Annotated in this window: 22 protein-coding genes; 10 read left to right on the top strand and 12 right to left on the bottom strand. The window is 41.2% G+C overall.

All coding sequences use genetic code 11. The features are described 5' to 3' along the window. Positions 1–202: 202 nt before the first annotated feature. A complete protein-coding gene (locus Q6344_10550) occupies positions 203–1,492 on the bottom strand; it encodes an SLC13 family permease (protein ID WLG13038.1) in 1,290 nt (429 codons plus the stop codon). A gap of 339 nt (positions 1,493–1,831) precedes the next feature. On the opposite strand from Q6344_10550, the gene Q6344_10545 reads away from it, so the two are divergent. Together Q6344_10545 and Q6344_10540 are read left to right on the top strand one after the other, a co-directional pair. Beyond that, entirely contained in the window at positions 1,832–2,557 is a 726-nt protein-coding gene (locus tag Q6344_10545) for a GntR family transcriptional regulator (protein WLG13037.1), read from the top strand. A gap of 143 nt (positions 2,558–2,700) precedes the next feature. Then, entirely contained in the window at positions 2,701–3,390 is a 690-nt protein-coding gene (locus Q6344_10540; GenBank protein WLG13036.1) for an IS1595 family transposase, read from the top strand. Between the two features lie 70 nt (positions 3,391–3,460). On the opposite strand, the gene Q6344_10535 is transcribed toward Q6344_10540, so the two are convergent. Both Q6344_10535 and Q6344_10530 read right to left on the bottom strand, forming a co-directional pair. Next, on the bottom strand, positions 3,461–4,648 hold the full coding sequence (locus tag Q6344_10535; protein ID WLG13035.1) for a low temperature requirement protein A: 1,188 nt from the start codon (positions 4,646–4,648) through the stop codon (positions 3,461–3,463). A gap of 38 nt (positions 4,649–4,686) precedes the next feature. Further along, positions 4,687–5,592, bottom strand: a complete 906-nt coding sequence (locus tag Q6344_10530; protein WLG13034.1) for a LysR family transcriptional regulator — start codon at positions 5,590–5,592, stop codon at positions 4,687–4,689. A gap of 144 nt (positions 5,593–5,736) precedes the next feature. Between Q6344_10530 and Q6344_10525 the strand changes: the two genes are divergently transcribed. The 3 genes from Q6344_10525 to Q6344_10515 all read left to right on the top strand — a co-directional run bounded on the left by Q6344_10525 (position 5,737) and on the right by Q6344_10515 (position 7,464). Beyond that, positions 5,737–6,129 carry a DoxX family protein gene (locus tag Q6344_10525; GenBank protein ID WLG13033.1) on the top strand — a complete coding sequence of 131 codons (393 nt, stop codon included), beginning with the start codon at positions 5,737–5,739 and terminating at the stop codon, positions 6,127–6,129. 53 nt (positions 6,130–6,182) lie between these two features. After that, positions 6,183–6,737, top strand: coding sequence for an NAD(P)H-dependent oxidoreductase (locus Q6344_10520; protein WLG13032.1), 555 nt, complete (start codon positions 6,183–6,185; stop codon positions 6,735–6,737). 73 nt (positions 6,738–6,810) lie between these two features. Beyond that, positions 6,811–7,464 carry a YoaK family protein gene (locus Q6344_10515; protein ID WLG15199.1) on the top strand — a complete coding sequence of 218 codons (654 nt, stop codon included), beginning with the start codon at positions 6,811–6,813 and terminating at the stop codon, positions 7,462–7,464. A gap of 83 nt (positions 7,465–7,547) precedes the next feature. Here Q6344_10515 and Q6344_10510 read toward each other — a convergent pair whose 3' ends face one another. Beyond that, on the bottom strand, positions 7,548–7,874 hold the full coding sequence (locus tag Q6344_10510) for a GNAT family N-acetyltransferase (GenBank protein ID WLG13031.1): 327 nt from the start codon (positions 7,872–7,874) through the stop codon (positions 7,548–7,550). Positions 7,875–8,093: 219 nt separating this feature from the next. Between Q6344_10510 and Q6344_10505 the strand changes: the two genes are divergently transcribed. From Q6344_10505 to Q6344_10495, 3 genes are all read left to right on the top strand, one after another. Beyond that, positions 8,094–8,804: a pirin family protein gene (locus tag Q6344_10505; GenBank protein ID WLG13030.1), complete on the top strand. Its 711-nt coding sequence runs from the start codon at positions 8,094–8,096 to the stop codon at positions 8,802–8,804. Between the two features lie 52 nt (positions 8,805–8,856). Beyond that, complete coding sequence (locus tag Q6344_10500; protein ID WLG13029.1) at positions 8,857–9,795, top strand: pirin family protein; 939 nt, start codon at positions 8,857–8,859, stop codon at positions 9,793–9,795. Positions 9,796–9,868: 73 nt separating this feature from the next. Then, positions 9,869–10,477: a nitroreductase family protein gene (locus Q6344_10495; GenBank protein WLG13028.1), complete on the top strand. Its 609-nt coding sequence runs from the start codon at positions 9,869–9,871 to the stop codon at positions 10,475–10,477. 323 nt (positions 10,478–10,800) lie between these two features. Here Q6344_10495 and Q6344_10490 read toward each other — a convergent pair whose 3' ends face one another. The 3 genes from Q6344_10490 to Q6344_10480 form a co-directional block, all read right to left on the bottom strand. Continuing rightward, the gene (locus tag Q6344_10490) at positions 10,801–12,198 is read right to left on the bottom strand and encodes a hypothetical protein (GenBank protein ID WLG13027.1); all 1,398 of its coding nucleotides are present in this window, start codon (positions 12,196–12,198) and stop codon (positions 10,801–10,803) included. Positions 12,199–12,285: 87 nt separating this feature from the next. Further along, positions 12,286–14,625: a TonB-dependent receptor gene (locus Q6344_10485; GenBank protein ID WLG13026.1), complete on the bottom strand. Its 2,340-nt coding sequence runs from the start codon at positions 14,623–14,625 to the stop codon at positions 12,286–12,288. 816 nt (positions 14,626–15,441) lie between these two features. Further along, complete coding sequence (locus Q6344_10480) at positions 15,442–15,825, bottom strand: helix-turn-helix domain-containing protein (protein ID WLG13025.1); 384 nt, start codon at positions 15,823–15,825, stop codon at positions 15,442–15,444. Between the two features lie 687 nt (positions 15,826–16,512). On the opposite strand from Q6344_10480, the gene Q6344_10475 reads away from it, so the two are divergent. Next, positions 16,513–17,238: a DUF4172 domain-containing protein gene (locus Q6344_10475; protein ID WLG13024.1), complete on the top strand. Its 726-nt coding sequence runs from the start codon at positions 16,513–16,515 to the stop codon at positions 17,236–17,238. 134 nt (positions 17,239–17,372) lie between these two features. Next, positions 17,373–17,612 carry a hypothetical protein gene (locus Q6344_10470; GenBank protein ID WLG13023.1) on the top strand — a complete coding sequence of 80 codons (240 nt, stop codon included), beginning with the start codon at positions 17,373–17,375 and terminating at the stop codon, positions 17,610–17,612. 165 nt (positions 17,613–17,777) lie between these two features. Here the strand turns inward: Q6344_10470 and Q6344_10465 are convergent, their stop codons facing one another. The 5 genes from Q6344_10465 to kdpB all read right to left on the bottom strand — a co-directional run bounded on the left by Q6344_10465 (position 17,778) and on the right by kdpB (position 24,795). Further along, positions 17,778–18,320 (bottom strand): DUF3124 domain-containing protein, encoded by a 543-nt coding sequence (locus Q6344_10465; protein ID WLG13022.1) that lies wholly within the window; start codon positions 18,318–18,320, stop codon positions 17,778–17,780. 75 nt (positions 18,321–18,395) lie between these two features. Continuing rightward, complete coding sequence (locus tag Q6344_10460; GenBank protein ID WLG13021.1) at positions 18,396–19,082, bottom strand: response regulator; 687 nt, start codon at positions 19,080–19,082, stop codon at positions 18,396–18,398. Between the two features lie 43 nt (positions 19,083–19,125). Next, positions 19,126–21,876 carry a DUF4118 domain-containing protein gene (locus Q6344_10455; GenBank protein WLG13020.1) on the bottom strand — a complete coding sequence of 917 codons (2,751 nt, stop codon included), beginning with the start codon at positions 21,874–21,876 and terminating at the stop codon, positions 19,126–19,128. A gap of 84 nt (positions 21,877–21,960) precedes the next feature. Continuing rightward, positions 21,961–22,635 carry a potassium-transporting ATPase subunit KdpC gene (kdpC, locus tag Q6344_10450; protein WLG13019.1) on the bottom strand — a complete coding sequence of 225 codons (675 nt, stop codon included), beginning with the start codon at positions 22,633–22,635 and terminating at the stop codon, positions 21,961–21,963. A gap of 21 nt (positions 22,636–22,656) precedes the next feature. Further along, on the bottom strand, positions 22,657–24,795 hold the full coding sequence (kdpB, locus tag Q6344_10445) for a potassium-transporting ATPase subunit KdpB (protein ID WLG13018.1): 2,139 nt from the start codon (positions 24,793–24,795) through the stop codon (positions 22,657–22,659). Positions 24,796–24,871: the final 76 nt, after the last annotated feature.

The raw sequence follows: 24,871 nt of genomic DNA, 5'->3' as shown, positions 1-24,871 counted from the left end.
AACAAATAGATAAGATGATTTGGTGATGGCGAAGATTATTGAGACATCCTAAAAATAACGTTGATATCAGTATCATTACGAGGCTATGACAACGATTTAAGAAGTTATGAATTTAGTGAGAAAAATAGATATATTGGGATCAAAATATAGCAAGCATATTTAAAAATATTAAAAAATCACGGTATATTTTACCTATGAGAAGTTAAAATATCAGCTGGATAAGTAAAATTGCGAGTATTCCGATACCAATATCTAAGGGCACTGCCTTGAATAGTAGCGCATTAAAAAGCTTGTCTTTGTTTATAACGACTTGAGAAGCGCCTAACATCAGACTACCTCCTGATGAGAAAGGCGAGAGTGATGAGCTTTGCGCGCCCACAACAATACAGGTAAATAATAATAAAGGGCTTAGTCCAGAGGCAACGGCTAGGGGTAGCACCATAGGGAATAAAGTAGGGGCGACTACCCCGAGTGTACTGGCAAATATCGACATAATGGCGCTAATAACAAAGACTAAAATCGGTATCATCCAGATAGGTACATTGGTACTTAGCCATTCTGTCAGCTCATAAATAACGCCTATTTCTACTCCGAGGCTGATTAACATACCAACACCACAAATCATAATGAGGGTATTCCAAGGTATTAGAGCAATCACTGCTTTTTCATTGCCTAATTTTAAAAATAAGCTCACTAAAGCAAAAAATATGGCGATAAAACCAATGTCAATCCGAGCGTTCAAAAACTGAATCGCTGATACTTGTGGCATGAGTAGATTTAAAATGGGCACGATAAGTACAATAGCCATCATAATAAAGATCAGTACAAGAGACTGTTTTTGCTTACTGTCAAAGGGCTCTGGTATGGTCGTCTGAATCGCTATTTTGCTGTTCTTGGCATTGATAAAGCTATAAGCACCCAATACAATCATAGGCATTATAAAAGTGACAGCGAACACCCCTAACACATAAGTAAAGGTATTGTCATTTGCGACGCCTGCGCCGCGCATCAGCTCTCTAAAAATAACACCGCTTTGTGAGGTGATAAAGTTAGCACCCGCTAAGGCACCATAGTTCACCGATAAAGTAGCAATGACAAGATTCAAGTTAGTGCGTTTAGACAACAGCAGGATCATTGGTGCCATCGTCGCTAAGACGGTGTAATAACCGGCTCCTAGGCCTGCAATAATCGTGGCAACAAGAAAAATAACCAAAGGTAAGAATGCGGGAAAGTGACGGCACTTATAGATTAAATGATTAGATAGCTTCTCTAAAGCACCGTTAGCTAGGGGAAAGTTATAGAAAAGCGTCACTGCAAAAATAACAAAGAAAATTTTGAGAGGCCATAGCTCAACAATTTCATGTGCCTTCATCCCCATACCGAAACAACCGATCAGATATGAAAATGCAATAGCAAATAGGCCAATATTAATCTTAGTGGTATAGCCCAAAATGATACATATCACGATGGCGACGAGAATATAAAGAGTCACGACTACTCCTTGACCTTAACTGTATGAGTTCTATAAAAAACCATAGCAGTTTTTACAGAGTAAAGAGCATTGCGCTAATATTGACGGATAGCTTTTTATATCAGAAGCTCATCTGAGCTTTAAAAGCGTATCATTGAGTGGAATGATAGCAAAAAATTTGGCGTTAATTAGGAAAGATTAATCATAAAAATATAATAATGCTTTAATATTAATATGATACCTATCGAATGCGCTGAAAGCTTAAGAGAAATTGATCAGGGATAACGTAGTTTTACAGCAATAGCAGTGCTTGACGAGATTGAAACAGTTAATAAAAACCTTTCCACTGTGGTGAAAAAAATGCTAAATAATTTCAAAGAATTTAAAATGCCACGTTATGAGCAAGTGCGATGGCATATACAGACGTTACTGACAGAGAGTAAGTGGGATGAAAACACGCCCTTACCGACGGAACAGGAATTTGCAGATAAGTATGAAGTATCTGTAGGAACTGTCCGAAAAGCGGTCGAAAAATTGGTAGAAGATGGGGTGTTAATAAAGCAGCAAGGCAAAGGCACCTTCTTAAAACGTCCAGATTTTGCAAGCTCATTATTAAGGTTTTTTAAGTTTCGTGATAAAGATGTTCGCTATGTCACACCGAAGGGCATAATTAAAAAAACCATGGTCATAAACGGTATTGATGACATTAATAAAAAACTAAATATAGGTAAAAATAAAGCGCTCATTTATATAGAACGTACGCGTATGGTTGAAGACAGAGTCTTGTTAAGTGAAAAGATTTGGTTACCTAAGAGTCGTTACGAAGCCTTTGCAACCCTAAATCCTGAAGATTTTGAGAATCTTCTCTATCCGTTTTACTATACAAAGTGTGGTCAATTCGTATCGTCTGCTGTAGAGACGCTGTATTTTATAACCGATCACAGTGATGATTATCTGGGCAACAATAAGCAAGAAAACTTAGTTAAGGTATGCCGCATTGCGAAGAATCTAGAAGGCGATCCTATCGAATATAGAGAATCATATGGACTGGCAGAAAAATTCAGTTATGAGATTAATATTATTTAGCGGTCTATCAAAGTAGTGGTCAACTCATTCAGATTATTTGCAAAGGGGTTATGCAATTGATAATATGTAAAACTGATACAGTGTTTATAACAACTTTATTTAAGGGGCTGTCCTAGATAAGTAAAATAATCTAGGATAGTCATATGAGAAAGAGTAGATTAAGTTGGTACAAACAAACTAAGCTTCTCAAACTATTTGTTGCAGATTCTACACTTGTTGCAGATTCTACCGCGAGAATAGCATCAAGCTTAGTGGGTGTTAATAAAACAACAGCCAGCTATTACTTTCACAGGCTAAGACTACTGATTTATGAAAATAGTCAGGAGCCTGGCCTTCTAGAAGGCGAAATAGAAGTCGATGAGAGCTACTTTGGCGGCGGGCGCGAAGGCAAACGTGGTCGCGGTGCTGGTAACAACGTGCCTGTGTTTGGACTGCTTCAGCGTAATGGTAGCGTCTACGCATGTATTATCCCTAATACCAGAGCCGATACCTTAATCCCTATTATAAGAGAGAAAGTAAAGCCTGATAGTATTGTTTACACTGACTCCTTTAGAAGTTACAACGCCCTTGATGTCAGTGAGTTCACCCATTACCGTATCAATCATTCAAAAGAGTTTGTACAAGACATAAACCATATCAACGGAATAGAGAACTTTTGGAGCCAAGCCAAGCGACATATGCGTAAATATAATGGCATCCCAAAAGAGCATTTCCATCTGTTTTTAAAGAAATGTGAGTGGCGTTTTAACTACAGTGACCCAAAACGTCTATTATATCAGCTAAAACAATGGGTTAAACAGGAACTGAACTATTTATCTAGGACAGCCCCTTAAAAAAAATTATGATAGCGCAAACTAGAGTTTTTCTGCAAGTCATTGTTATCGTGCAATATTAAATTAGAGCTTAGGCTTGCCACTGCTTGTTATCTTGATGAAAGTACCACGTCATTATTATAGGTGCGAGCAGGCTTAGCCAAATACCATAAGTAATCGATAGCCCTTGCGCTACTATGGTATAGCTCAGCAAAATAATAACGGTGGCAAGAATAAGAGCGGTCATATTGTGACTTGATTTGCGGCACATCAAGGCTCGAAGTAAAGTTAGGGTCACTAAAAAGCCACATAGCATCATCAATAATCCCATAGCATAAGGCTGGGTGACCGTACGATTTAGAGCCTCTGCCCAAGCATCGGTCACTAAATTAAGCGCGCTGTCTAATGCTGCAAGCGTAGCGAAAACAAAAAAGTGTCCATAGCCAAATAAGAATAAATCATAACGGCGACGCTCATTGTCCAAAATAGTACCAAACGGGATCGTAAAATAGAGCCACCATAAGGCGAAAACCAATGCTACAAGGCTTGAACCTAATAATATAATAGCGCTAGCAGCAGACTCGGAGTTGACTAAAAAGGTTCGAATGCTGTTACTGACCCCTAGCACGCCTTCGCCTAAAACAATAATGGTCAACAGACCATAACGTTCAGCCATGTGATGAGGATGCCAATTGATATTCTGTGCAGCACGCGCCCATATAGGCATCAGTAATTCAGCAGCTATAAATAAAAACAACGCAGGCGTTTGTATCGAAGCAGGTAGAAACAACCAAAGTATCCAAACACTTTGTAGCGTTAATAAGCCAATAATACTGCGACCAGCCACCCGTTTGTGACCTTCTACTTGGCGATAGACACGCCACCACTGGCTACAGCTGGCCAATCGCATGATCGCGTAACCAGTGACTCCTATCCATGTTAGCCCTTGTTCAAAAAACTGATTGATATTGGCGGCAATCATTAATGAGCCAAACATTTGTAGCAATACTGAGAGACGATAGTACCAATCATCAGGATCGTAGCCGGAAGCAAACCATGTGAAGCTCGTCCAAGCATTCCATAAAATAAAGAAGGCTATAATAAAGGTCAAAAACCCTAAAAAGTCATGCTCAAGCAAGCGCTGGTGAAGACCGCTTGCTGCTGCTGAAACAGCAATGACGTAGACTAAATCAAATAATAACTCAAGCGTTGTTGATGCCCGATATGGCTCATTGGGATCGCGGGCACTTATGTTATTGAGAGCAGGTATAGTGTTCATTTAAGCTTGTCCGTTAAGTGTTGAGCCGTAAATGCTTATCAAAAATTATCCCAGTACGGATTATCACCAAAACGCTCGGCAATAAAGTCAATCAAATAACGACAACGCTGCGATAAGAATCGATTTTTAGGATAGACCGCATAAGCGTTTAAAGTGGGTAATTGATATTGCTGCAGGATAGGCACAAGCTCACCGCTGATTAAGGCTTGATACGTAATAAAGGTCGGCAAAAAAGCAATACCATGACCTTTGACTGCCATCTCCCGCAAAAAGTCCCCATTATTGGCTTTTATTTTACCGTTTACGGCGACTTGATGCTTCTTACCTTGCTCATCTATCAATTCTATCGCGCTAGATTTGCTCATACCATATTGTAAAAACTCATGTTCTGACAGATCGTCAAAAGTCTTTGGCGTACCCATTCTCTCTAGATATTCAGGACTGGCACATAAGGTATAACGAATCAGTGCCAGACGTTTGGCTTGATAACTGGAATCTTGCAGCTCCCTAATCCGAATCGCTAATTCAAACCCTTCCTCAATCAAGTCAGTATGCCGATCAGAAAAATCCAGCTCAAACTTTAACTCAGGATGCTGATTGGCGTATTCATCGATGACATCGTTTAAATGCATCAAACCAAAGGACAATGGCGCAGTCATCTTTAATGTTCCTTCGATACGTGTCGGAGTACCACTCGTCTCTTCATTCAGCGCATCCACTTCACTGAGTATATGGTGCACCTTTTGATAATACTGCTCACCAGCTTGGGTTAAGTTTGATTGACGCGTGGTTCGGCTAATCAGTTGACTGCCCAAGCGCGTCTCTAACTCCTTTAAACGCCGGCTTACCGCAGATTTTGCGATGTTCAGTTGCTCGGCAGCCTTGGTAATACTGCCTGCTTCGACAACACGCACAAACATTGCCATATCTTCTAATTGTCCCATGTAAACCACCTCTTAATTGTTCTACAAATAAGAACTTACATTTGCAATTATCACGGTTTATCTATGCATAAGCAACGAATACAATAAGACCGTCGCATAATCAAATAAAATTTAAAAAAACCAAACTATTATTGGAGAATACTTATGGATAAATTACAAGAGCTTAGCGCCCCAATTGGTCGCCTATTTTTATCAATGATTTTTATCTTTTCAGGCTTTACTAAAATTACCGGCTACGCGGCCACTCAAGGTTATATGGAATCAATGGGTGTGCCTGGGATGTTATTGCCTTTGGTTATCGCGGTTGAACTTTTCGGCGGCCTTGCTATTCTCTTCGGATTCAAAGCGCGTTTCGTTGCTATTTTACTCGTTGGATTCAATATTATATCAGCGCTACTTTTCCATCAATTCTGGATAGATGAATCACAGATGAACCCTTTCATGAAAAACATTGCGATGGCGGGTGGTTTCTTGATGATATTTGCTCATGGAGCAGGTGCTTATTCAATTGATAACAGTAATCATCGCAGAATATAGTAGAGTAAATGGCTTAGAAAATATCGCTTTATCATCATAATCAAGGAGCCGTTATGAGTAGATCAATCAACATCGCCTTAATTATTGGCAGCTTGCGAAAAGAATCTATCAATCGTAAATTTGCAGAATATATGGTGTCGCAGATGCCTGAAAGCGTGTCTATAAAAGAAGTCTATATCGCAGACTTACCGCTTTATAATCAAGATTATGATGACATGACCATTGACAGCTATGAGCGTGTCCGTCAGCAGCTTAAGAACGCCGATGCGGTATTGATTGTCACCCCAGAGCATAATCGAACCATGCCTGCTGCCCTAAAAAACGTCATCGATATCGGCTCTCGTCCTTATAAAGAAAACGTCTGGACCCATAAAAAAGTTGCGGTAGTGACGGCCTCGCCAGGCAGTTTCGGCGGTATCAATAGTGGCCTTGATGTCAGAAAAAGCATGCAAATGCTCTCGGCACAAATGATGATTGATCCTGAAATCCATTTAAGCCGTGCAACGGACAGCTTAAATGAAGATGGCAGCGTCAGCGAACGTACCCAAAAACTCTTACAGCGCTTTGTGACTGATTTTGTGGATTTTGCTGGACATACTAGTGAGTAAAACGGTAACTAATGATGATACTGCTCCTGTAAATGACAAGCCACCAAGCTTTTGGCAACGCTATCAAGCGCCTATCCTATTAACGATAGTTGGTGGGGCGATTGATACCATTGGCTTCATCACTTTATTTGGCTTTTTTACCGCTCATGTCACGGGTAACTTAGTACTGGCTGGTAGCGGTTTGGTTAAAGGTGAAGATGGCTTGTGGATCAAGCTGGCATCGGTGCCACTTTTTATAATAACGGTGGTTATTACCAAAATATACATTGATAAAAGTCGGAAGCAAACGTTAGTACTCAGTCATTTATTTTTGGCAGAAGCGCTATTTTTAAGCGCCTTTATGATAGCAGGATTGTCCTTTCAACCTTTCACTGAAGCAGGCGATATAACCGTCGCCATCACTGGTGGTTTGGGCTTAACGGCACTTGCCATTCGTAATACGGCTAGTAAAACAGTCATCAAACATATGAGTCCAACGGTATTAATGACAGGCAATACCACCCAACTGGGTATTGGTTTGTCAGATTATATTGCCAACCGTAGCGCTGATAATGCCAAAAAATTGGGGCATAGCGCGGCACTGGTTATCAGCTTTGTAATTGGCGCGCTACTCGGCGCGGTGCTGTACGTCAATCTTAGTTATTGGGCAGTCGGTTTGTTTGTCATTCCTGTGCTGTACCTATCACTACTAGCGCGTAATCCAGAGTTCTTACAGCATATTAGCTAATAAAAGCTCTACCGTTATTGAGTAATGTCATTAATCGTAAAAAGCCATGATGATTTATCATGGCTTTTTTTATGCATATTGTCTTAGGCTTTCGCACCATGAAACACCGAATTGGCTTGGTATTCTGGGTGCTTATCAATATAGGATTTCACATAAGGACAGGTTGGTTTAACGCGTAAATTTCTAGAAGCGGCATTATCTAAGATGATTTTGACTAAATAACCAGCAATACCACGACCACTAAGCGACTCAGGCACGAATGTGTGCTTATACTCAATACCTTCTTCACCTGTGGATGTGGTAAAAAACTCATACTCTTCAAAAGAAACCTGATCGTCGATATGAATCTCAAAACGTTTTTGAGCCTTGTTATCGATAACTTCATTATTCAATGTATGTAGATTTGACATGGTTTCCCTCTCTTTATCATTAATATTTTTTGCACCTGTTTATTGGTACTGACGGGTAACGCGAATGATGGCGTGACTATTATATTACGTTAATTCTAAGCACTTATTGTTCTATAAATAAGAATAGTCATTTGCAATAAGCACTGTTTATCTATATATGGTCAACAATTATAATAGGACCATAGCTTAAACAAGCCAATTAAAAATAAAGGATAACTTATGAAAACGATCTATCATGCAGCAGATTCTCGTGGCGATGCTAACCATGGCTGGCTCAAAAGTAAGCATACTTTTAGCTTTGCCAATTATCATAATCCAGAGCGTATGGGTTTTGGCGCGCTACGGGTCATCAATGATGACTTTGTTATTGGTGGTCAAGGTTTCGGCAAGCACTCACACCGCGACATGGAAATTATCAGTATTCCTCTAAGTGGGAAGTTAGCTCATGGCGATAATATCGGTAACCAAGGCATCATCGAAACGGGTGAGATTCAGGTTATGTCAGCGGGCACAGGTATTACTCATAGCGAGATGAATGGCGATGCCAATGAGCCTGTCAAGTTTTTACAAATTTGGGTGATACCCGACAAAATGGGCGTGACGCCGCGTTATCAGCAAGTACGTATGGATGAGCATATGAAAGCTAATGAGTTCAACCAAGTGCTATCGCCAAACGCGGACGACGCTGGGGTTTGGATTCATCAAAACGCTTGGTTTCATATGGGTCATTTTGACAAAGGCGTTACCGAAACTTATGACCTGAAAGATACTAGTAATGGTGTTTACGTATTGGTACTAGAAGGTAGCGTCACGATTAACGGTAACACTTTAGCTACTCGCGATGGTCTTGGCGTTTGGGATACTAAGAGCTTCACGATGGATGCTGATGAGGACGCTAGAGTATTGTTAATGGAAGTCCCTATTTATTAAGTAACAATGTATTAAACACTAATCTATAACTATCAATAATAAGAGGTGAATAATGAGTATTGAAACCCTAGAGCCAAGGTTGGCTGATGTTGGCGGTATTCCGATTGCCCGTTTATTACCCAATAAAGGAAAACAGCCTATCGGTGCGTGGTGCTTTTTAGATCACGCTGGTCCTGCTGACTTTGGTGAAGATGAAACCGGTATGCAAGTCGGTCGTCATCCGCACACCAATCTGCAAACTTTTAGCTGGATGTTAAATGGAGAAGTACTGCATAAAGATAGCTTAGGTAACGAGCAAGTCATTACCAAAAACCAAGTCAACGTCATGACAGCCGGTACTGGTCTAAACCAAGGCATCAGTCATACGGAACAAAGCGTCTTTCCAGACACTGGTGGTTCGTCGGATGCGGCGCGTGCTATCAGTATGGTACAGCTCTGGATTGCACTACCAACGGATCAAGAGATTGAGCGCGGTTTTCACCATTATCCTGAGCTACCAACGTGGACGGAAGATAGTGTTGAGATGATTCTGACCACCGGTAGCTATACCAATGCCTCAGGTCAGAACTTTGAAGCGCCTACCATCCAATACTCCAAGCTGGTCGGTATCGACGTGTACTTTACCGAAGATGGCGAGGCTACACTGACTTTAGAATCGGGCTTTGAATACGGCATCTTAGTCTCAGAGGGTGAGATAGAATCTGAAGGAAAGGTATGTAAGCAAGATCAACTCTTTCGTTTCCACGATAGTGATGTTGCTAATAACGAAAGCATTAAAATAGCGGCTAAGAAAGGTACACGTGTGATGTTTATCGGCGGTGAACCATTAAATAACCAAGTCCTACTCTGGTGGAACTTCGTTGCTGATAATAAGGAAGAGATCGAGCAATCCATCATCGACTGGAATAATGGTCATGAGCGTTTCGGTAATGTCGACTCTGATATGAAACGTTTGCCAGCACCTGAATTACCTCAAGGTTTTAAAGGTTAAAGGTTGGTTACCATTTAGCTTTATAACTTAGTTCTTAATCACGTAAACTCATAAATAATCACTGGAGAAAATCATGTCAGACCTAAAAACATTACAGCAATTGGCAGAAAAACGTCGCTCTATCTATGCATTGAGTAATCAATTGCCAGTATCAAATGACGAAATCGTTAAGTTAGTTGAGCATGCGGTTTTGCATACGCCATCCGCTTTTAACTCACAATCGACGCGTATCGTAGTGCTATTCGGTGAAGAGCATAAAAAATTATGGGACATCACTGAAGAGACACTTAAGGTTATCGTCGGCGATGACGAGAAGTTCCAAGGTACTAAAGATAAAATCGCAGGCTTTAGAGCGGGTGCGGGTACAGTATTGTTCTTCGAGGACAAAGGCGTCGTGAGAAACATGCAAGAAGCAGCCCCTTTATATGCGGATAAATTCCCAATCTGGGCCCATCAAACCAATGCTATGCATCAGTATGTGATTTGGACGGCATTAGCAAGCATTGATGTCGGTGCTAACTTGCAGCATTATAATCCTGTCATCGATCAGAGAGTTGCTGATGCTTGGGACATCGCTGATGATTGGGAATTGAATGCTCAAATGGTGTTCGGCGCTATTGAGCAGCCTGCAGGTAACAAAGCGTTTCAGCCAATTGAGGAACGTATGAAAGTATTCGGCTAATAATTTTTAGCGTTAAAAACCGTATAACCAATGAAACTGCTATGAAAATATCGTAGCGGTTTCATTGGTTTTTTTATAACTATAAACTGGGATAATATGATTTTATAGCAGACTATAACTAATGTAGTAAATCCTACTAGCCCAGTTGTTTAAGATATGCCTATAGAAGAATTCAAGATCAGCGAGCGCCTTAATCGGATGCTTCGGAATTTAAAAAGCGTCGGATTAAGGGTTATCTTGAATACTAGCGTTTATAAATATGTTTAAGAGCCAATTACTGTCAGCAGTCATTAAAGTAGCTTTATTAGATGAGGTGCTAAGCGCTAATGGCTATGTTCATCATCATGCCCAGCTTTCACACCAAACCAAGTCACATGAGAAGGTGTGAAATTCAGTGTTATTTTTGACTCGATTTTACCATCATGAGGATCAATCTCGATAATTTGCTGGTTTGAGTCATCCATCATATAAATCATTTTCGTGTTTGGGTTAATAATAAATGAGGGAACCGCTTTGCCTTCGATGCCATTAGGGAAAACATTTAATACGGCGGTTTGCTTATAATTTTGTGCGACATCCAGTATGTATAACTTGCCAGTATCATCGAGTAGCATTAAATGCTCTCCATGGGCATCAAAATCATAGCTGACAACGCGGCGACTGCTGTCTGTTGTCCAGACAATCGGTGTCATGTTTTTACTGACAGGGTCAACACGGTAAGGCTGACCGCAAGCGCTGCCAATGGCATAATTATGATGGTGGTTAGTGATGAATGAGCCAATTCGAGCAGGACTACTGCTTGTACCATCACATTGAATATTGGTTAGGCTGCTGGGATAGGCAATTTTTTCGGCGCTGAATGTGTCTCCAGTTTGTTTGACGCTTAAAACGCCATCGCTACAAGCAAAGACACTGTAATCTGTGACGCTGCCACTGCCATGCAACCCCATGCATTTTGTCTCAAAGGTTTGGCTTATATGATAGTGATCACCATGCTGTTCAAATACAGAGAGCGTATCAGCCAGTGAGCTACCAGTTGTTTGATAACGCTGCGAGGCAATCACATAATTGCCTCTAGGTTCCGCTGTACCGTGCATGCTGGTATTAAGGTTTTGATAATGCAGTGTACCGTCAGCTATACCGGTATCTGTTACAAGTACAAATCCAGCTTCTTGTACAGGGTTTTCTATGGGATTTCCTGTCGCACCTAAGCCGTCAAAAAACAGCCCTGCTTGCTCTCCAAAAGTTTGAAAATGTACTGGGCGGGTATAGTTGAGCTGTAATGGCATTTTTGCCGCATCACGAGCATATGGGTGATCATGATCGCCATGGTTTTCAATCTCAAGCCCACTATGATAAAAATTGACTGTGTTATTAGTACGATCCATGATGACGGCGTAATGACCATCTGGACTACTTTGTACGGCATCGGCTTGACCTGTCAAAGGTAGGGTTTGTATCACTTTATCTTGAGCAAGGCTATAAATGTAAGCTTGACTGCCATCTTTTGCAGTGATGAATAAACGACCTTGTTCCATTTCAGTGCTGACAGCAGATTCATCATCATGGTCATGATCGTCTCCATGGTCGTGGTCATGTTCTGAATCTATGATTGGTGTTTTCCTATCATCTGATGACCCGCAGCCGCTAAGTGCTGAAACGGCGATTAAAGAAGAGAAGGCGAGCGCGATGGCACGGCTCAAAGGATTTATTTGATTCATAAAGGACTCCAGTCATAAGTTATGAGGCTTATGACAATTGATTAAGAATTGCTAGTTACAAGTGACTAATGAAAAGAGAGTAAGCTGTTAGAAGTTATAGGTGATACCTGCGTTTAATGAGCGTTCTGGCATTGGCACTTGTTCAGCCAAATAAGAGGCATGATTATAAGCAAGCTCGTTTAAAATGTTTTCGACTTGAAAAAAAGCGGTGTAATCATGAGCGCTCGAACTGTGATAGACAAGCTTGGCATCAACCATGTTGTAGCTCGGCGTATTGGTTTCAAAATCAGCAATGTGATCTTGCTCAAAACGATGGTATCCAGACAGCACCAAGTCAAATTGACCAAATTGAGAGGTAATATCACCACCAATACGAGGCGCTACTAATCTTGGCGCGTATTTCCGTGTAAGGCTTCTATCATCTAGCGTGATGAGTGCAATATCGGCAAAGCTGCCAATACTAATATTGTCATTAAGATAATAGCGTGATTGAATTTCACCACCATAATGTTTGGCATCGCTTTGGACATAATCCACTAAACGAAAACCAGCAGACTCTCCTTCAGTGGCAATGTCTTGAGTTTTGGCATAAATATAATTTGTACTGTCGTTATAAAAGACAGAAATACTACTATCAAAACGATTGCCATTGTCGTAACGCAAAGTGAGCTCTACGCCATCAGTAGATTCTTCTTCTAATTGCCCATTGCCACGCTCCCAAGTATTGGTTGCAAGATGGGCGCCATTAGAAAATAACTCTTGTGGAGAAGGCAATCTTTCAGAATGACTGATTCTGGCTGACAACTGCGTATTAGGCGTAAGATATTTGCCACCTTCTAAACTGACAGACGTTCCGGCATGTGTTTTTTCGATGTTATTATCGTTATCTATTAGATTTTGAAAATCTTGACGACCGCCAAACTCAATATACCAAGGACTTTTGCCTTGTTTTCTTAAAATACTAGACGTATCGAGAGGAGCGTCGTTCGTCGTCTCACCATGATTATGATCAGCATGGGCATCACTTGTAGATAATGATTGACCTGCAAATTTATCAGAATTCTGTATTTTTGCGCCAAAATAATCTGGCGTGAGTCGTTCAATAAAGAACAAACCGACTTGTGTACGATCAGTTTGCGGCAAATAACCTTCTAGCCCAACAGCAGAAAACCGGCTGTTTGTGTAATCTAGACCGACCACACCTTTCATAAAACCTAGATTGCCTGTTTTATACGTGCTATGTGTGGCTTGAGCTTGAGCACTAATGGCTTTGTTTTCAAAAGTTGTGCCCACAGCGCCTTCATCTATTTCATCGTGACGATAATCGGTATAGCTGAGTTTCGTATTGATGCTATCGACGCCTATCATGGGTAATTTTCGCTCTGCATGGAGCTGATAGACGTTTGACGTCATATCGACATAGGGCGCTTCACCATGATCGTGGTCATGTTCGTGATCCGCCTCACAGCTCAGTTGGTTGGTCAGTACGCTATCAGGTGAGCATTCATTATGCACATGAAAGGGCAAGCCATATTCTGAGGATAGGCGCTGATATGATGCACCGATATAGCCCATATCAGTCACATAAGACAAGCCAATGCTACCATTGTCTTGCGTGTACCAACTGTTGGCAATCTCATCGGTATCCAAATGTGGTACTTGGATATTGCCTTTATCCGTCTTTTGGTAATACCCACTCCATAGCCAGTTTTCACCGATACTGCCATTGAGTTCTGCATAACCCAAATAACCGTCTGTGGCTTGTTGACCAATCAATGCCAATTTTCCGCTGATGTTTTTTTGTCGCCTCTCCTTAGGGATAGTGTCATTGACGATATTGACCACACCGCCTATAGCACCGCCGCCATACATCAACGCTGACGTGCCTTTGATTACTTCAACTTGTTTGGCACCTAGTACAGGTACCGCCACTTGATGGTCTGGTGAGATTTGTGACGCATCTTGTACGCTCAAACCATTTTGCATGACTTGGACGCGCGGTGCGCTTTGCCCTCGAATAATGGGTTGGCTCGCACCTTGCCCAAAACTATCAGTAGACACGCCAACTTCATTTGCTAGTGCATCACCAAGCGTACTGCTTGTCTGAGTAGTGAGCGCATCGCCAGTAACAATACTGGTTGCGGTTGCCATTTCATTCGCTTGTGGCAATAAAGGGTTAGACGTCACCACTATGGTGTCTAGAGTCACCGAAGGGTGGGTCGTATCAGGAGAGTTTAGGTGAAAAGATGAGGATGTCATAGGTTTGATATCTACGATCGTATCCTTCGCATTTACTGACAAACTTGCCATACCTAAAGCTGTCGTTACTGAGAATACAGTCGTTACCCGGCGAATACTAAAATTAACTGAAGACACAGAAGTATAATCAGGTTCTCTTAATCTGTTGATATGAAAAATTGGAGACATGAGATTACCAAAATAAGATGTTATATAGGGATAAATAACGATAAGAGTAAATATTTTCGTTATGTTATAATATAACATAAAGATATACAAACTTTATATTTTAGTAAGGTGTGCATATTAGCTATGCTTGCACGAGGTAACTTCAATATTTGACTTTCTTTGTGAGTGATAAATGTGACAGTCATTCAATGAATGTGTTGGTACTGACATAATAATGAGTATGTCAAAAGTTAGAAAAATGAATGTGTTAAGAACTATGGTTCAGGAGAATATCAATCATAAAAAGCCTTATAGATCTCTGGTCAATGAATTGATACGTCTGAAATATAGAGCACTTTGTAAGCCAGTCTCTGAAGAAACAAGAAATAAAAAGTAAGAACGGTAGGCAATAAATCAACAATAGATCGTCTGGTCTAATGACAGTTTGCAGGGATTCAGCACCAGAGTTTAGGATTTCATATGGCTGAAGATGTTATGTTTTGGAAGTTTAAAATCAACTTTGAGTGATAACTTGAATAAAAAATAGCTAGTTTAGCTTTAACGACAGTTGCGAAGAACAAACATCGTATGAAGGGGCAGGCCTTAGAGTAGGTTTGTCTTTATTTACGAATGCTATTCTATACGTTTGGCGCAATTGAATAGCTGGCTGTAGGCTATTAATATCAGTAATCTAGATTTTTTGGATAATCGCAGTGTATTTGTTGAGTTGTTCAATATTATTTGAGTGACCTAATCACCTAGTAAAATCGGCTCCATTGCTTATTTATGCAAGGTGTTACCTTTAATAGCGCCAGTGGCTGCTAGATTCATTAGACGTCAAAACCTCGGACACTCCAAGTGGCTAGGCGCTGTGTAAGTTGCCGCAAGTTGCAGCCCATCACGCATAGCGCTTAATTTTTGAATCGTTTCATCCAGTTCAGAGGCTTTGTTCAGCAACAAATCTCGATCAACATCTAAGGTTTTTCCAGACCCTAATATCCCAGAAATCTCATCCAATGAAAACCCTGCAACACGTCGTAAAGCAATCAAGGACATACGCTCTAATATATCTTTGCTGAAAACTCGGCGGATACCTTGCTGACCAACAGAGCGAATTAGGCATTTTTTCTCATAAAATCGTAACGTTGAAGTAGGAAGACCAGACTGTTTAGTAACCTGCGAAATATCTATAATGCCCTCTGGACTTAAAATTGTATGCAATCATCACATTGATATTGAAACCAGTAAGAAAGTCATCATGGATAACGTCGTTTTTATAATATTAATCGGTATTGGTGCTACCGCTGTGATGGACTTATGATCATTACTCAGGAAGTATGTGTTTAATATTCCACCGAGCAACTGGGGAATGGTGGGGCGTTGGATTGCTTACATGGGTCAAGGGCAGTTCCGTCATGACGCTACTGCAAAATCTAATACTATTCATGGTGATCTTTTTATTGGGTGGAGAGCCAATATTTTACAGACAAAAAAAGCCCCAATCGTGAGATTGGGGCTTTCTAAATATTTGGTAGGCATAAGCAGACTCGAACTGCTGACCTCTACCATGTCAAAGTAGGTCAACCAAATATCATGATATGACATTATCATACATGTATTGATTCTATTGGCTTTTAGCTATTCTATAATTAAAAAAGGGCAAGGTGAATGAGTATAAGATAAAGTTTAGCACGTATTTGGGCACTATAATTTTATAGTCTTTTTACCTCCACTTTAGCTTCGATTATGACAAAATCAGTGCGTTTTCTATCCAAAACACTCTTCTTTAATTCTGTTTTTCAAGGTGCTTTCTTCTTCTTTCAATTGGCATGAATTGTCTTATTTGTTTTTTCTCTGCATAATATAAGGAGATTAATGTTGTAATCTCTGCATGTGATTGATAAGAATATGAAGCATATTACCTATATTCATGAAAATCCAGACTGGACTGAGTGGCAATGGTCAGATAAAAAACTGCTGCTATTGGTCAGTCGTGTACGGATATTACAAGGGCGTTTGCTTGGAAAGTTACTAACGCTAGGGTTTGATCTTAACGTTGAGGCACAGTTAGATGCGGTGACTTTAGAGATCGTTAAAACATCCGAGATTGAGGGTGAGTCATTAGATAATGAGAAAGTACGGTCTTCTGTCGCGCGGCATTTAGGAGTAGATAGTGACAGTATGCTCGCAACCACTCTTGAGATTGATGCGGTGGTGGAGATGATGTTAAACGCAACCTATCACTACAAGCGACCATTATTGTTGGATGATTTACTGGGATGGCATAGGGCGTTATTTCCAGATAATTATAGCGGGCTTTATCTTATTAAAGCGGGCAGTATCCGTGATGACAGTCAAGCATCTATGCAGGTAGTCTGTGGCGGTTATGGTCGTGAGCAGGTTCATTTTGTTGCACCTAGTGCGGATACATTGTCAGATGATCTAGACAAGTTTTTATCCTGGTTTAATACCTCGTCAAATGAGCAGGACAATATTGATTTGGTTATCAAGGCAGAAATCGCTCATTTATGGTTTGCGACGATTCATCCCTTTGACGATGGTAATGGGCGATTGACTCGAGCCATTACTGAGAGAGTATTGGCCCAAAGCGATGATAGCGCTCAACGTTTTTAAAGCAGCGCAATAACTATTATAAAATACTAGAGCGAACGCAAAAAGGAGATATTGATATCACGAATTGGTTGGTCTAGTTTCTACAAACACTAGAGCAAGCACTTATTACTGCTCAAACGACCACAGATAAAATTATGCATAAAGCGAGTTTTTGGCAGACGCATCGACAGTATGCTTTGAACACCAGACAAGTTAATATGCTCAATATTTTGCTAACGGACTTTTATGGCAAGCTAATTACCAAGAAATGGGTAGTGATGACTAAGTGCTCTATAGACACAGCACTACGGGACATCAATGATTTAATAGAGAAGGGGATGCTGAGAAAGTCTGAGGCTTCTGGGCGTAGTACAAGTTATGAGGTGGCTTTGTGATAAAGATCGTGTGGTTTGGATTTTACTGCAAGGCTGCGTAACTAAAATCTCCTAATTTTAAGTTTTCGGGGTTGAAGGTAGGGGTCAGTTCGCTTTGAGAATGTATTGTTCTACTCTTTTTATATGATAAAGAACGATATACATTTAATACAAAATTATTTTTTATCAGTGCACAATCGGCGTCCCTTGCGTATTGAAAGCAAAAGCTTTATTACTGAAATTACCTATCATCACCGCCTCAATCACTGGTTTAACCGTATCATCTAAACCTTCAACCTCAATGATAAAGTCTGCACCGGGACCACCTTTATTTTCTTCTTTTTCAACGACATAGTTGAGGGTTGCCATGGGTGGTAGCTTAATTGAGTTCTTGATATATGACTTTATTAGTTCTCCGTTAGTACCGTAATAATCAATTTTATTGATATAAAGCGATTTTTTTAATGTGGTGTTACGAATGCTCAAAGTCGCTGATAGCAATACTTTTTGATTGTACCTATCAATATAAATGTCTGAATAAATGGGTACATAAAAGGTTTGTTTATAATTTAATTGACGGGGATCGACGGCTGAGGTTATTTCAAGCTCCTTAATAGGATCTTTATTGTTTTCTGAAAATACTATATTGGGATCTTCTATTGATTTATCACAACCTGATAACAGCACCAATATAGCAATGGCTATGGCGGACATATTGAACTTGTTCATGATGTTTCCCTCTTTTTTTGCATCTTACCATCAGCTTAATATTCTAGTTAGGAGACTAAATACATTCATGTATTGTCAGTCTTTAGGGATATGTAGCTTGTAGCCGACACCGATTTCGGTTAAGAAGAAATTTGGTCGAGAAGGATTATCTTCTAGTTTCTGGCGTAAATTTGACATAAATATGCGAACATAATGTTCTTGATGGTTATGACCTTTACCCCAAACTTCATTAAGCAGTTGTTTATGGGTCAGTACTTTTTCCGCATAACGGATCAGGACAGTCAGCAAGCGATACTCAATAGGTGTTAAATGGACGTCTTTACCATTTTTCTTGACTTGTCTCTGCGTCAGATCGATGCTGACATTGCCAAGCTCTATCTGACTAGGTGCTTCGTAGCCAACCTGCCAGCGGCGCATATGTGCATTAACACGCGCAACCAATTCGCCCATACTAAAAGGTTTCACTAAATAATCATCTGCACCTAAATTGAGCGCTTTTATTTTATCCTGTTCATCACTGCGAGCTGATAATACTAAAATAGGTAATGAGGACCACGTCCTAATATCTGCAATGACGTCACAGCCATCACCGTCAGGTAAGCCAAGATCTAATATAAGTAAATCAGGACGGCGCGTCGCAGCTTCTATTAAGCCCCTGTGCGAGCTATCAGCGGTAAAAATTTGATAGCCTTCTTGCTCCATCGCTGTTTTAATAAATCGTGCAATATGGGCTTCATCTTCAATGATTAGTATGGTCTTCATAAGTGTATTTTTCGCTATTAGTATTAACCTTATGATATAGCACTTATCGTGCTAAGTTTGCTGAATCAATGTTTGGGCTGCTTGCTATAAAGTCGTCACTCAATAAATCTTGTTCAGGCAAAGGTTGCCAAGGTAGCGTTATAATAAATTGTGCACCGTGAGGTTGTATATTATTAGCGCTTAACGTGCCACCCAGATGCTTAACTAAATCTCTGCTCAAAGCTAAGCCTAAACCCAATCCCGTTGTAGTACCTTCCGAATTCCCTCGAGTAAAGCGTTCAAATATTTGAGTCTCCATACCTACAGGTAACCCTTCTCCTGTGTCTGTCACCGTTATCAGGTATTGCTGATTATTATCAAGCATTGCTTTGATGCAAACACAGGCATCGTCTGGGGTATAATTGATGGCATTGGTGAGTAAGTTATTTAAAATGCGCGACAATATCAATTCGTCAGTATAAACAAAGTCAATATTATGAGGGATGTCTATTTCTATCTGGCGCTCTTTTAAATAGTGCTCAAGTTGACGTATATTACTGCCAACGATTTCCTCCAAGCTCACCCATTGCTTATTTAGTTTCATACCACCAGATTGTAGTGAAACGTAATCTAAAATATTAATGACCAAGCGCTGAATAACGTTTGCTTGCTGCTCGATATCAACTGCCAGTTGTTTTTGCTCACTTACCGTTAAACTCTGTATAGCAAGAGAAGACGCTAAACCAGATAATACTGTTATCGGCGTTCGGATATCATGAGACAGCGCTGATAATAGCGTCCCACGCAGCCTTTCTGATTCTACCTTTATAAGTGCGGTTTGAGCCACTTTTGCATAATATACCCTCTCCAAGGCTAGCATTATTTGGGCAATAGCCACATCAAGCGTTCGTTGTTGTTCGGGATGATTAAAACTCTCACTATCTGTCGGCATTAACGCTAGTACACCAAGCACTTTACTGGAAGTCGAAAGCGCTCGATAGTGCATCGTGTTAGCGTTGAGTGTATTTGTGCCTAATCCAGCGCTCTCATTGTGATCAAGCACCCACCGAGTCACTACCCAATTGAACTCTGCAGGTATGCTACTATCTGTCATAACAACGAGTTTATTGTCCGCATCTGGCATCACTATGATTGCAGTGCTAGCAATATGCTGTGTTAGCCATGCTGCAGCTTGGCTGATGATGTCATTGTTTTTACGAGCAGCACTTAGGCTTTGAGCAAGATAGCTCATGGATATGGCCTGTTGTTCACGTTTACGGGCAGCTTGTGCCTGAAATCGCAGGCCAACTGCTAGGTTGTTAATGATTAAAGAGACGATAAGCATAACGGCAAAGGTAACTAAGTATTGAACGTCACTAACATTAAATGACAGCTTAGGTTCAACAAAAAATAAATCAAAACTTAACACACTTAAAAAAGCAGCCAATATGCCAGGCGCGCGTCCAAAGCGTACTGAGATAAAAACAATCACTAACAAGTACAGCATGACTACGTTGGCTAAATCAAACCAGCGCGTGAGAGCCACTAAGGTAACGGTTACTAATCCGCATCCCAAAATTGCCATGAGATAACCATTACGGTTATCTACCGATGATAATTCTGCCATGTTCCAAGACGGGGATTGACGCTCATTAATAGTTTTACTTAACTGCTTAGTTTGATTGACTAATATCAAGTCTAAATTAACATCCTGTTGTGAGATGCGCTTTACCAGCGATTGTCCCCAGTGATACGGTCTAGAGCGGTTAGCATGGTTTTGTCCAATAATAATACGGCCAATATTGAATTGATGGGCATAGCTGGTCAAACCCTCTGCCACAGTAATGGCACTAATCACTTCAGTTTTTGCACCCAAATCATCCGCTAAACGCAATGCCTCCAAAACTTTCTGCTTATTATTAACTGAACGATTTAAACCGCGTGGTGTATCGACATGTACCACATACCACTGTGAATGTAGACTACTGGCCAGCCTAGCAGCATGACGAATGAGGCGTTCGCTGTGCGCCCCCGTACTGATTCCTACCAATAGCTGATCTGCGGTATTCCAAATAGGTGAAATTCGAGCTTGGTTACGATAATCTTGCATATCGGCATCGACCAAGTCTGCGGTTCGGCGTAATGCCAGCTCTCGCAGCGCGATCAAATTACCTTTACGAAAGAAGTTATTAATAGCGTGCTTGGCTTGGCTTGGAATGTATACTTTACCTTCGTGAAGACGCGCCAATAATTCATCTGCCGGTAAATCAACCAATACCACTTCATTTGCCTGATCAAAAAACCAGTCGGGCAAGGTTTCTTGAACCACGACTCCAGTAATTTGATTGACAACATCATTTAAGCTTTCTAAATGCTGAACGTTTAGGGTCGTGTAAACACTGATACCTGCTTTTAGTAACTCTTCAACATCATGCCAACGTTTAGGATGGCGAGATCCTGGAATATTACTATGTGCCAGCTCATCAACCAGCAAAATATCTGGATGACTGGCGAGAGCGGCATCAATGTCAAACTCTTGTAGCATCTGTCCACGATATTCAATCTCGCGTAGCGGCAATACTGATAGCCCTTGTACCAGTGCTGCTGTCTCACTGCGACCATGTGTCTCTACAATACCAACCAATACATTACGTCCATGCGCTTGTGCTTGGTGTGCAGAGGTCAGCATATCATACGTTTTACCAACCCCGGCCGACGCTCCAAAAAATATCTTTAATTTACCTCTATTGACCGTATACTCTTGCTGCTTGATTTGCTGCAATAACGCATCTGGGCTAGGGCGGTTAATATTCATTATGACCCTCGATAGCTCTTAAATAAAAGTAAATTAAAGTGGCGGCTTTTGGTTAATCCGGTAGTGTTGTTTAATACTGTCTTACTATTTAACTGGGAGAGTAGATATCTGGTCTAAAGCTAAGTTAACGGCCAGCACATTGACACGCGGCTCTCCAAAGATATTAAACTGCTTACTATCGGTATTATCGTCGATTGCTTTTTGTACTTGTTCAGCACTTATTCCGCGTATGTTTGCCACTCTATTTGCTTGCCACTGGGCAGCCGCAGGTGAGATATGTGGATCCAAGCCACTTCCCGACATGGTTACTAAATCAATCGGAATCGGCGCTTTATTCTGTGGATCAGCAGCCTTAAGCTTTTGCACTTGCGCCTCAACATTGCTGGCAAGTTCAGGATTTAAAGGTCCCAAATTACTACCTGAAGATTGGGTGGCATCATAACCGTCACCAGCAGCAGAAGGTCGTGTCCATATATATTGTGGTTGATCAAACTGTTGGCCGATAAGCGCAGAGCCAACTAATTGTCCCTCTTTTTCTATTAAGCTACCATTTGCCTGATTGGGCATAGTCACTTGCCCGACGCCCGTCATTAGTAATGGATAGCATAAACCTAAAATGATACCTAATAATATAAATAGCAATATAGCAGGTTTGAGCATTGGCATATGAGTAGCAGCGTCATCTAATGTGTTGCTGCTATCTTTTGCATCTTGCACTGATGGCTTAGTGTTGGTATCTGGGTGAGAATGAGTGTGCATAGTAATATTCCTTGTGAATGGTTAGACCAGGTGCAATACGTTAATGAGCATATCGATAAGTTTAATACCCACAAACGGTAGCAGTAGTCCGCCCAATCCATATATCAAGAGGTTCCGGCGCAATAGGTTAATAGCAGAGTCTGGACGATACTTTACCCCTCGCAGCGATAGTGGAATTAGAAATACAATGATTAAAGCATTAAAAATAACCGCTGATAAAATAGCGCTCTTTGGGCTGCCCAAATGCATAATATTTAAGACGTTTAGAGCAGGGTAAGTACCCGCAAAGGCCGCTGGGATAATCGCAAAGTATTTGGCGACGTCATTGGCCAAACTAAAAGTCGTCAGCGCCCCGCGGGTCATCAACATCTGCTTGCCGGTTTGCACCACTTCAATAAGCTTGGTCGGATTTGAGTCCAAATCCACCATGTTTGCCGCTTCTTTGGCCGCTTGAGTACCACTATTCATAGCAACGGCAACATCAGCCTGGGCAAGTGCTGGCGCGTCATTGGTACCATCACCAGTCATTGCCACCAGCTTACCTTGGCGCTGATAACTACGAATCAATTCAAGTTTTTGTTCTGGGGTAGCCTCCGCCATAAAGTCATCAACCCCAGCTTCAGCAGCGATAGCAGCAGCCGTTAAAGGGTTGTCACCAGTAATCATCACGGTAGTAATACCGATTTTTCGCAATTCAGCAAAGCGCTCTTTGATACCAGATTTGACCACGTCTTTGAGCTCGATAACGCCTAATATCTGCTGACCATCTGCAACTAATAATGGTGTACTACCACGGCGCGCCACTTCCTCTACTTGTTGTTCTAAATTACTCGGTAGCGCACCGCCTTGTTCTGTCACCCAATTTACAATGGCATCATAAGCGCCCTTACGGATGCGGCGTTGCTCAATATCGGTACCACTCATGCGAGTTTGTGCGGTAAATTCGATAGTTTTAAATGGCTTTGATTTCCAGACATTCTCATCGATATCAAAACGGCTTTGGGCCAGTTTGACGATACTGCGACCTTCGGGCGTCTCATCGGTTAGCGAGCTAATCAATGCCACTTCAGCTAGCAAGTTCTCGTTAATACCGTTAGAAGGCAGAAATAAAGAAGCTTGGCGGTTACCATAAGTAATAGTGCCGGTCTTATCGAGCAATAGTACATCAACGTCGCCAGCAGCTTCTACCGCACGTCCAGAGGTCGCAATGACATTGGCTTGCATCATACGGCTCATACCTGCTACGCCAATAGCCGATAATAAACCGCCAATCGTTGTTGGAATAAGGCAGACCAGTAATGCGACTAAAATAACAATAGAGATGGGTTCGCCTTGACCTGATGCGAGCACTGCAAACTGAGAGAATGGCAACAGGGTGACGCAAACCATTAGAAATATCAGGGTTAATGCAATAAGCAAAATAGTCAGTGCAATCTCATTGGGCGTTTTAGTACGTTTGGCACCTTCTACCAAGGCAATCATACGATCCAAAAATCCTTGCCCCGGCGCTTGGGTGATACGAATAATCAGCCAGTCAGACAAGACCTTAGTACCGCCAGTGACTGCGTTAAAATCACCGCCACTTTCACGGATTACAGGAGCGGATTCACCAGTAATGGCTGATTCATCGACTGAAGCAAGACCTTCTATCACCTCACCATCCGCTGGAATGATTTCTCCTATTTGCACTAATACAATATCATCTTGATTAAGCTCAGTCGCCTGCACTATAGTAGCTGCGGATAATCGCTCGCTACTAGCAAGCTTACGCGCTTGCACATCTTGACGTGCCTGCTTAAGACTCGATGCTTGCGCTTTACTGCGACCTTCTGCCAAGGCTTCAGCAAAGTTGGCAAACAATAAGGTAAACCATAGCCAAAACGTAATTAACAATGTAAAGACCAGTCCCGTTTGACCCTGAATTACCATATTGATGGCTAATATGGTCGTCAACCATGAGCCGATATAAACGACGAACATCACGGGATTACGCCACTGAACGCGAGGATCAAGCTTGAGTAGCGCATCTTTTAGCGCCGGTTTAATCAACGCCGGATCTAGGAGGCCTTGTGAAGGTTTTTCGGGTAAATCAGAGTTATCAGGCTCTTGTTGAGGGGGCACATCTAAGTCTTTATTATGAGCATCTATTGAAACATTCATGGTCTTTATTCCTAACATAATCATAAAAAGGGAGCAATTCACCACTAAAAAGGTAAGTGCCTATTTATCAAATTAT

Source organism: Psychrobacter cibarius, from assembly GCA_030686115.1.
GTDB lineage: Bacteria > Pseudomonadota > Gammaproteobacteria > Pseudomonadales > Moraxellaceae > Psychrobacter > Psychrobacter cibarius_C.
This window is presented reverse-complemented; position numbering and strand designations above follow the sequence as displayed.